The organism is Mycobacterium sp., from assembly GCF_040509115.1.
Lineage (GTDB): Bacteria > Actinomycetota > Actinomycetes > Mycobacteriales > Mycobacteriaceae > Mycobacterium.
On the sequence record NZ_JBEVLO010000351.1, the window covers coordinates 1 to 7,966 of the forward strand.

Annotated in this window: 8 protein-coding genes and 1 pseudogene; 6 read left to right on the forward strand and 3 right to left on the reverse strand. The window is 65.6% G+C overall.

The genetic code is table 11. The features are described 5' to 3' along the window. The 4 genes and pseudogenes from adh to ABW137_RS24525 all read left to right on the forward strand — a co-directional run. A pseudogene (gene adh / locus ABW137_RS24510) lies at positions 1-429 on the forward strand (aldehyde dehydrogenase); the annotation flags it as partial. Positions 430-508: 79 nt separating this feature from the next. Further along, a complete protein-coding gene (locus ABW137_RS24515; RefSeq protein ID WP_526404057.1) occupies positions 509-1,009 on the forward strand; it encodes a DUF779 domain-containing protein in 501 nt (166 codons plus the stop codon). A gap of 45 nt (positions 1,010-1,054) precedes the next feature. Continuing rightward, positions 1,055-2,449, forward strand: coding sequence for a dihydrolipoyl dehydrogenase (lpdA, locus tag ABW137_RS24520; RefSeq protein ID WP_526404058.1), 1,395 nt, complete (start codon positions 1,055-1,057; stop codon positions 2,447-2,449). A gap of 13 nt (positions 2,450-2,462) precedes the next feature. Continuing rightward, entirely contained in the window at positions 2,463-2,732 is a 270-nt protein-coding gene (locus tag ABW137_RS24525) for a hypothetical protein (RefSeq protein WP_526404059.1), read from the forward strand. On the opposite strand, the gene ABW137_RS24530 is transcribed toward ABW137_RS24525, so the two are convergent. The 3 genes from ABW137_RS24530 to ramB all read right to left on the reverse strand — a co-directional run bounded on the left by ABW137_RS24530 (position 2,733) and on the right by ramB (position 5,930). Then, the gene (locus ABW137_RS24530) at positions 2,733-3,287 is read right to left on the reverse strand and encodes a carboxymuconolactone decarboxylase family protein (RefSeq protein WP_526404060.1); all 555 of its coding nucleotides are present in this window, start codon (positions 3,285-3,287) and stop codon (positions 2,733-2,735) included. A gap of 37 nt (positions 3,288-3,324) precedes the next feature. After that, complete coding sequence (locus ABW137_RS24535; RefSeq protein ID WP_526404061.1) at positions 3,325-4,413, reverse strand: type VII secretion target; 1,089 nt, start codon at positions 4,411-4,413, stop codon at positions 3,325-3,327. Between the two features lie 89 nt (positions 4,414-4,502). Next, the gene (gene ramB / locus ABW137_RS24540) at positions 4,503-5,930 is read right to left on the reverse strand and encodes an acetate metabolism transcriptional regulator RamB (RefSeq protein ID WP_526404062.1); all 1,428 of its coding nucleotides are present in this window, start codon (positions 5,928-5,930) and stop codon (positions 4,503-4,505) included. A 153-nt stretch (positions 5,931-6,083) separates the two neighbouring features. On the opposite strand from ramB, the gene ABW137_RS24545 reads away from it, so the two are divergent. Continuing rightward, positions 6,084-6,860 (forward strand): acyl-[acyl-carrier-protein] thioesterase, encoded by a 777-nt coding sequence (locus tag ABW137_RS24545; protein WP_526404064.1) that lies wholly within the window; start codon positions 6,084-6,086, stop codon positions 6,858-6,860. Positions 6,861-7,133: 273 nt separating this feature from the next. Then, a partial coding sequence (aceA, locus tag ABW137_RS24550) for an isocitrate lyase (RefSeq protein ID WP_526404063.1) occupies positions 7,134-7,966 on the forward strand: 833 nt, incomplete at its 3' end.

Sequence of the window (7,966 nt, forward strand, 5' to 3'; positions counted from 1 at the left end):
CGGGTCGTCACCGGCGGTGAGCGTGCCGAGTTGGGCGGCGACCTGTCCGGCGGCTACTACGTGCAGCCGACGATCTTCGAGGGCAACAACAAGATGCGGATCTTCCAGGAGGAGATCTTCGGGCCCGTCGTCGCGGTCACGTCCTTCAAGGACTACGACGACGCGATGGCGATGGCGAACGACACGCTGTACGGGCTGGGTGCGGGCGTGTGGAGCCGCGATGGCAACACCGCCTACCGCGCGGGCCGCGACATCAAGGCGGGCCGGGTGTGGACCAACTGCTATCACGTGTATCCGGCACATGCCGCGTTCGGTGGGTACAAGCAGTCCGGCATCGGCCGCGAGAACCATAAGATGATGCTCGACCACTATCAGCAGACCAAGAACCTGATGGTGTCCTACAGCAACAAGGCCCAGGGCTTCTTCTAGACGAGCCGTCGAACGTGCCGCCACTGCGACGGTTCGGCTGAAACCGCGCAGTGGCGTCACGTTCGAGAGAGAAGTAGCGATGGAAGCGACACCGTCAAGGGCGTTGATCACCGAGGCAGCGGCCACGTTGCTGAGGAAGCTGCAGGATCGCCACGGCGGCTTGATGTTTCACCAGTCGGGCGGCTGCTGCGACGGGTCGTCGCCGATGTGTTACCCCGAGGGCGAATTCCTCGTCGGTGACCGCGACATCCTGCTGTCGATCCTCGACGTCGGCACGGGGGTCCCGGTGTGGATCTCCGGCAGTCAGTTCGAGGCGTGGAAGCACACCCAGCTGGTGATCGACGTGGTGCCCGGCCGCGGCGGCGGCTTCAGCCTCGAGACCCCGGAGGGGATGCGGTTCCTCAGCCGCGGCCGCGCCTACACCGAGGAAGAGAACCGGCGGCTCGACGGTGAGCCACCGGTCACCGGATCCGCCTACGAGCGCGGTGAGCGGCCGCGCGACGGTGGCACGCACATCGTCGCCGAAGCGTCCGATGCCTGCCCGATCCCTGCGGCACGCACGGTCAGCGCGCAGACCTGACGGATCGCCATCAAGCAGGTGGACGCCGCCTACTAGGCTGGAGGGGTGACTCACTATGACGTCGTCGTACTTGGTGCAGGCCCCGGCGGTTACGTTGCGGCGATCCGCGCGGCCCAACTCGGCCTGAACACCGCCATCGTCGAGCCGAAGTACTGGGGCGGAGTGTGCCTCAACGTCGGCTGCATTCCCTCCAAGTCGTTGCTGCGCAACGCGGAGCTGGCCCACATCTTCACCAAGGAAGCCAAGACGTTCGGCATCAGCGGTGACGCGTCGTTCGACTACGGCTCGGCGTTCGACCGCAGCCGCAAGGTCGCCGACGGCCGCGTCGCCGGCGTGCACTTCCTGATGAAGAAGAACAAGATCACCGAGGTTCAGGGCCGCGGGTCGTTCACCGACGCCAACACCCTCGCCGTCGAACTCAACGACGGTGGCACCGAGACGCTCACCTTCGACAACGCCATCATCGCCACCGGCAGCCGCACGCGCCTGGTCCCCGGTACCGAGCTGTCGGAGAACGTCGTCACCTATGAAGAGCAGATCATGGAGCGCGAGCTGCCCTCCTCGATCGTCATCGCCGGGGCGGGTGCCATCGGCATGGAGTTCGGCTACGTGATGAGCAACTACGGCGTCGACGTCACCATCGTGGAGTTCCTGCCGCGGGCGCTGCCCAACGAGGACGCCGAGGTCTCCAAGGAGATCGAGAAGCAGTTCAAGAAGCTCGGCGTGAAGATCCTCACCGGCACCAAGGTGGAGTCGATCACCGATGAGGGTTCATCGGTAAAGGTCGTCGTCAGCAAGGATGGCAAGACCGAGGAGCTCAAGGCCGACAAGGTCATGCAGTCGATCGGCTTCGTCCCCAACGTCGAGACCATCGGGCTCGACAAGGCAGGCGTGAAGCTCAACGAACGCAAGGCCATCGAGATCGACGAGTACATGCACACGTCGGTGCCCCACATCTACGCCATCGGCGACGTCACCATGAAGCTGCAGCTGGCCCACGTCGCCGAGGCGCAGGGCGTGGTGGCCGCCGAGACCATCGCGGGTGCCGAGACGTTGCCGCTCGGTGACTACCGGATGCTGCCGCGCGCCACGTTCTGCCAGCCGCAGGTGGCCAGTTTCGGCCTGACCGAACAGCAGGCCCGCGACGAGGGTTATGACGTCAAGGTCGCCAAGTTCCCCTTCACTGCCAACGGCAAGGCGCACGGGCTTGGCGAGCCCGGCGGCTTCGTCAAGATCATCGCCGACGCGAAGTACGGCGAGCTGCTGGGCGGACACCTCATCGGGCACGACGTGTCCGAGTTGCTACCCGAGTTGACGCTGGCCCAGAAGTGGGACCTCACGGTCAACGAGCTCACCCGCAACGTGCACACGCACCCGACGCTGTCGGAGGCGCTGCAGGAGTGCTTCCACGGGCTCGCCGGCCACATGATCAACTTCTGAGTCTGTCCAACGGGTGAGAGCGACGGTCGTCGCCGGTATCGGCGGCCTGATCATCGGCCACGTCCTCTGGCTGGTGGCGATCTCGCTGGCCACCAAGACGACGACCGTCAACGCGTGGGTGCTGGTGATCGGCGCTGCGTGTGGACTGCTCGGGGTCGCCGGGGGCCTGCTGGGCTGGATGTTCCACCGGCGCAAGGCGTTTGCCAGGGCAGCATTTCTGTGGTGTCTGCCGATCTCGCCGGTGGTGTTGTCACTGTGCGTGCTCGGCGTGACCTGGCTGTAGCTAGTCCGGGAAGTCGAGCGGGATCCTCAGCGTCGCCATCGTGGCGGCCAGACCGTCGTAGTTGGCCGCCAGCATGCAGAACTCGATGAGCTGTTTCTTGTTCAGGTATGCCGACAGGGCCGTCCACGTCTCCGTCGACATCGACCGGGTGATGACGAATTCGTCCGTCGCGGTGACCAACACGCGCTGGCGGTCGGTCAGCCCATCGGCGTCGGGTCCCTCGAAGATGCGCCCTTGCGTCTCGACGTCGACGCCTCGGCTGCGCGCCAGCCTGCGATGCTGCTGCAACTCGTACTCGCAGTTGCGCAGATGCCCGACGCGCAGGATCACCAGTTCGGCGTCCTTCTTGGGTAGCTTGCCGAGACCAAGGAGGATTCCGGAATACGGCAGCCACGCCAGGAACAGCAGGCGGTGCTGACCGATGACGTTGAGCAGGGCGAACCGTGGTGCCCGGATGGCCCGCGCGCCCAGCTTGGCGATGATCCAGTTCAGGGGGCCGAGCTCGCGAAACCCGCCTGGCTCGATGCGGGCGGGGGCTGCCTCGGGTGCGCTCACCCTTGCGAGTGTAGGGAAAGGCCGTGGGGACCAGTGGTCAGCGCGGCGGCATCTCCCCGTCCAGCCGGTGCCCTTGCTGCTCGTCGACGCGCTCGTAGAACTCCGCGGCAGCGGCGAGGCCCTCGGACATCTGTTCGGACTCACCGCTCACCCATTCGATCGTCGCGTTGCGCGCCTCTACGGCCGTGGCGAGGGCGTCTCCGGTTGCCTCGCAGACGATCCCGTGGGTCTGTTTCACGTTCGCGACGACGCCGACGGTGAGGTTCTTGGTCGAGTCGATGGTCGTAGCGGCGCGTTGCTGCTGTCGTGAGAGGGTCCGCACGTCCTCGGGCGAGACCCGGAGTCCGGCGCCGCTGGACTGCTGTGCCCTGCCGTCGTATTCGCCGCGGATCGGATGGTAGGAGCTGCCTGCGGCATGGACTTCTTCGGCGTGGGCGGCCGCTTGCCCAGTGAGTTGCTGAAACCGCCAGATCGCGCGCGGCATGATCCTGAGCACCACGTGCGCCTGATAGGACAGCGAGGCCGCATCACCGGCGACCGGATGGGCCCCCAGGGCCAGCGCAGGGGCGATGTGGGCGTTGAGTTCCTGCGCGCAGTCCTTGAGTACGGAGCGGGTGTCCATGTTGTCGGTCGCCTCGGTGTTCAGCGCCTCGCGAATGCGGCGATCGAGTTCCGCCATGTCACGCGTTCGGTTGCGCTGCAGTTCGTTGGCGAACGTGTACGCCTCTGCCGCTGCGCCCTCCCAGCTGTCCGGCGCGTCCATCGTGCTGAGCCCATCGGTGATGCCGCGGAATGCATCCGCACCGGCCTGAAATGCGGCGCCCTCGTCCGGTATCCGGTCGGCCCCACACTGTGTGAGCATGTCCCGCAGCGTTGCCAGGGCTGCGGCGATGATCGGTGCTCCGCCTGCGCCCTCGACGTTCGGCTCGTCGCTGAACGCGCTGAGAGCCGCCTTGCCAAGGGGGACGGCGGGGACGACGAAGTTGAGGAGGGCGTTGCCTTGATCACCCAAGGCGCCGAGCGGGTCCTTCACCACCTTGTCGGGGTCCGGAATGAAGTTCAGCATCGGCACATTGGCCTTCAGGAAGCCGTCCACCGTGTCCTTGGCGATGCCGAAGAAATCCACGGTTCAACTCCTCTCTCGCCCTTTCTCGCGTCAGTTCAGCCTATGGGCTCAGCCAGACCCGCATCTGCACCCATCTTCGGGTGTGGTGATCATGGCTGCTTGACCAGGTACGGAGACACCGTGCTGCGGTGTTCGTCGAGGTCGAGGGCGCGGCCCAGCGCCGGGAAGGCGCGCTGCGGGCAGTTGTCGCGTTCGCACACGCGGCAGCCCGCACCGATCGGGGTGCCGACTTCGCTGGACAGGTCGAGGCCCTCGGAGTAGACGAGCCGGTTGGCGTGGCGGAGCTCGCAGCCGAGCCCGATCGCGAACGTCTTGCCCGGCTGCCCGTAGCGCGACGCACGTCTCTCGACGGTGCGCGCCACCCACATGTAGTGCCTGCCGTCGGGCATCTGCGCGATCTGCACCAGGATCTTGCCGGGGTTCGCGAACGTCTCGTAGACGTTCCACAGCGGGCAGGTGCCGCCGGACGAGGAGAAGTGAAAACCGGTGGCGGACTGGCGTTTCGACATGTTGCCCGCGCGGTCCACCCTGACGAAGGACAGTGGGACGCCGCGCATGGTCGGGCGCTGGAGGGTGGAGAGCCGGTGGGCGATTGTCTCGTAGCTGACCGAGTACAACGCCGACAGTCGTTCGACGTCGTATCGGAAGTTCTCGGCGACGTCGTGGAACTGGCGGTAGGGCAGCACGGTCGCCGCCGCAAAGTAATTGGCCAGTCCCAGCCGCGCCAACGTCGTCGACTCGTCGCTGGTGAAGTTGCCCTCGCCGACCAACGCGTCGATCAGCGAGCCGAATTCGAGGAAGGCCAGTTCGGCGGCGAGTTTGAAGACGACCTGACCCGACGCCAGGTGCCCGCTGATCTCCAGTGTCTTGGTCGCGGGGTCGAAGCGGTGCAGCACGTTGTCGCCCCGATCGGTGCGTCGCACGATACGGACGTCGTGCACGGCGCTGAGCCGCTCGGCGAGGTCACGGGCCAGGTCGGCGCGATGCATCCGCATCCGGATGGTCAGTTCCTCGGCGGCGGTGTCGAGCTCGTGCAGGTAGTTCTGCCGTTGGTAGAAGAAGTCGCGGACCTCTTCGTGCGGCATGGTGATCGCCCCCGACCCCGAGCTGACGCCGCGGCCGTCGGAGTGCCTGCCCTCGCTGACCGCCGCCAATTGGGTGGCGGTGAGCCGGTAGCGCTGATGCAGGTTCACCAGAGCCCGGGCGAGGGCCGGGTGCGCGCTGACGACGTCGGCGAGCTCGGTCTGGTCGACGTCGATGCCGAGGTCGCGGTCCAGCGTGATCTCGCGCAGCTCGGCGATCAGGCGGGTGTCGTCCTGGGAGGCGAAGAACGTGGCGTCGACGCCGAAGAGCTCCGTGATCCGCAGCAGGACGGACACGGTCAGCGGCCGGACGTCGTGTTCGATCTGGTTGAGGTAGCTCGGGGAGATGTCGAGCATCTGGGCGAGCGCGGCTTGGCTGAAGCCTCGTTCGCTGCGGAGCTGACGTACCCGTGATCCGACGAAGGTCTTGGCCACCCCAACGAGGGTAGCAACACTGTTAAGGGCCTTCGCAGGATTGGCACGATGAACGTTGTGGCAGTATCGGAATCCGTGACTAGCACCGGGGGAGCCGCGTCGGATCCCACTGTTGAGCAGCGGAAGACCGGGGCCAGCGGCCTGCTGAAGACCATGATGCCGGTGCCCGATCCGCATCCCGACGTCTTCGACGTCGAGTGGCCGCTGCGGGTCGCCGACGTCGACCGCGAGGGGCGGCTCAAGTTCGACGCCGCGACCCGGCACATTCAGGACATCGGCTCTGATCAACTGCGCGAGATGGGCTACGAGGAGACCCATCCGCTGTGGATCGTGCGCCGCACGATGATCGACATGATCAGGCCCATCGAGTTCAAGGACATGCTGCGATTGCGGCGCTTCTGTTCGGGAACGTCCAACCGGTGGTGTGACATGCGGGTGCGGATCGACGGTCGCAAGGGCGGCCTGATCGAGTCGGAAGCATTTTGGATCAACATCAATCGCGAGACTCAGGGGCCGTCGCGCATCTCGGACGACTTCATCTCGGGACTGCAGCGCACCACCAACGTGAATCGGTTGCGGTGGAAGGCATATCTCAAGCCAGGCAAGCGCGAGGACGCCGTGGAGGTTCGTCCGTACCCCGTCCGGGTCAGCGACATCGACATCTTCGATCACATGAACAACTCGGTGTACTGGAGTGTCGTCGAGGACTACCTGCACACGCAGCCCGGACTGATGGCCTGGCCGCTGCGCGTCACCATCGAGCACGATCTTCCGGTCGCGCTCGGGGACCAATTGGAGATCGTCAAGCACGTGTACCCGGCGGGTTCGACCGACGAGTTCGGCGAGGAACTGACCGATCGCACTGTAACGACGCTCACATATGCCGTCGGCGACGAGACCAAAGCGGTCGCCTGCATCTTCTCGCTCTGAACCGATTCGGTTTAACAGTACGGGCGTACTGACCTGCGCCGACTGGCCTACTGAACGGTAACTTCTGAACCGGTCAAGCCACACCTGCATTCACAAAATTTGCAACTTGGCGCGGGGTGTTGGCAAAAGATGGCAATGGAAACGGGTGGACCTGCGGATATGTCGTGAGGCATGCTCGAAGGAGTACAACCGTCACGCTGCGGCGGAGTTAACAACTTCACTCCATTTAGCCAAACCGTAGCGATGAGCCTCAGATGAGTCGAAGGAGCCCGAATGTCCACCGTTGGCACACCGAAGAGCCCGGAACAGATCCAGCACGACTGGGACCACAACCCCCGCTGGAACGGCATCGAGCGCACCTACACCCCGCAGGACGTCGTCGCCCTGCAGGGACACGTCGTCGAGGAGTCGACCCTCGCCCGCCGCGGCGCCGAGGTGCTCTGGGAGCAGCTCCATGACATGGACTACGTCAATTCCCTGGGTGCCCTGACCGGCAACCAGGCGGTGCAGCAGGTCCGCGCCGGTCTCAAGGCCATCTACCTGTCCGGGTGGCAGGTCGCAGGCGACGCCAATCTGTCCGGCCACACCTACCCCGATCAGAGCCTCTACCCGGCCAACTCGGTGCCGCAGGTCATCCGCCGGATCAACAACGCACTGCTGCGCGCCGACCAGATCGCCAAGGTCGAGGGCGACCGGTCGGTGGAGAACTGGCTGGCCCCGATCGTCGCCGACGGTGAGGCCGGCTTCGGTGGCGCGCTCAACGTCTACGAACTGCAGAAGGCCATGATCGCCGCCGGTGTCGCCGGGTCGCACTGGGAGGACCAGCTGGCCTCGGAGAAGAAGTGCGGCCACCTCGGCGGCAAGGTGCTGATCCCGACCCAGCAGCACATCCGCACCCTGACCTCGGCCCGTCTCGCGGCCGACGTCGCCGACGTCCCGACGGTCGTCATCGCCCGCACCGACGCCGAGGCAGCCACGCTGATCACCTCCGACGTCGACGAGCGCGATCAGCCGTTCATCACCGGTGAGCGGACCAAGGAAGGCTTCTACCGGGTCAAGAACGGTCTCGAGCCCTGCATTGCCCGCGCCAAGTCCTATGCGCCGTA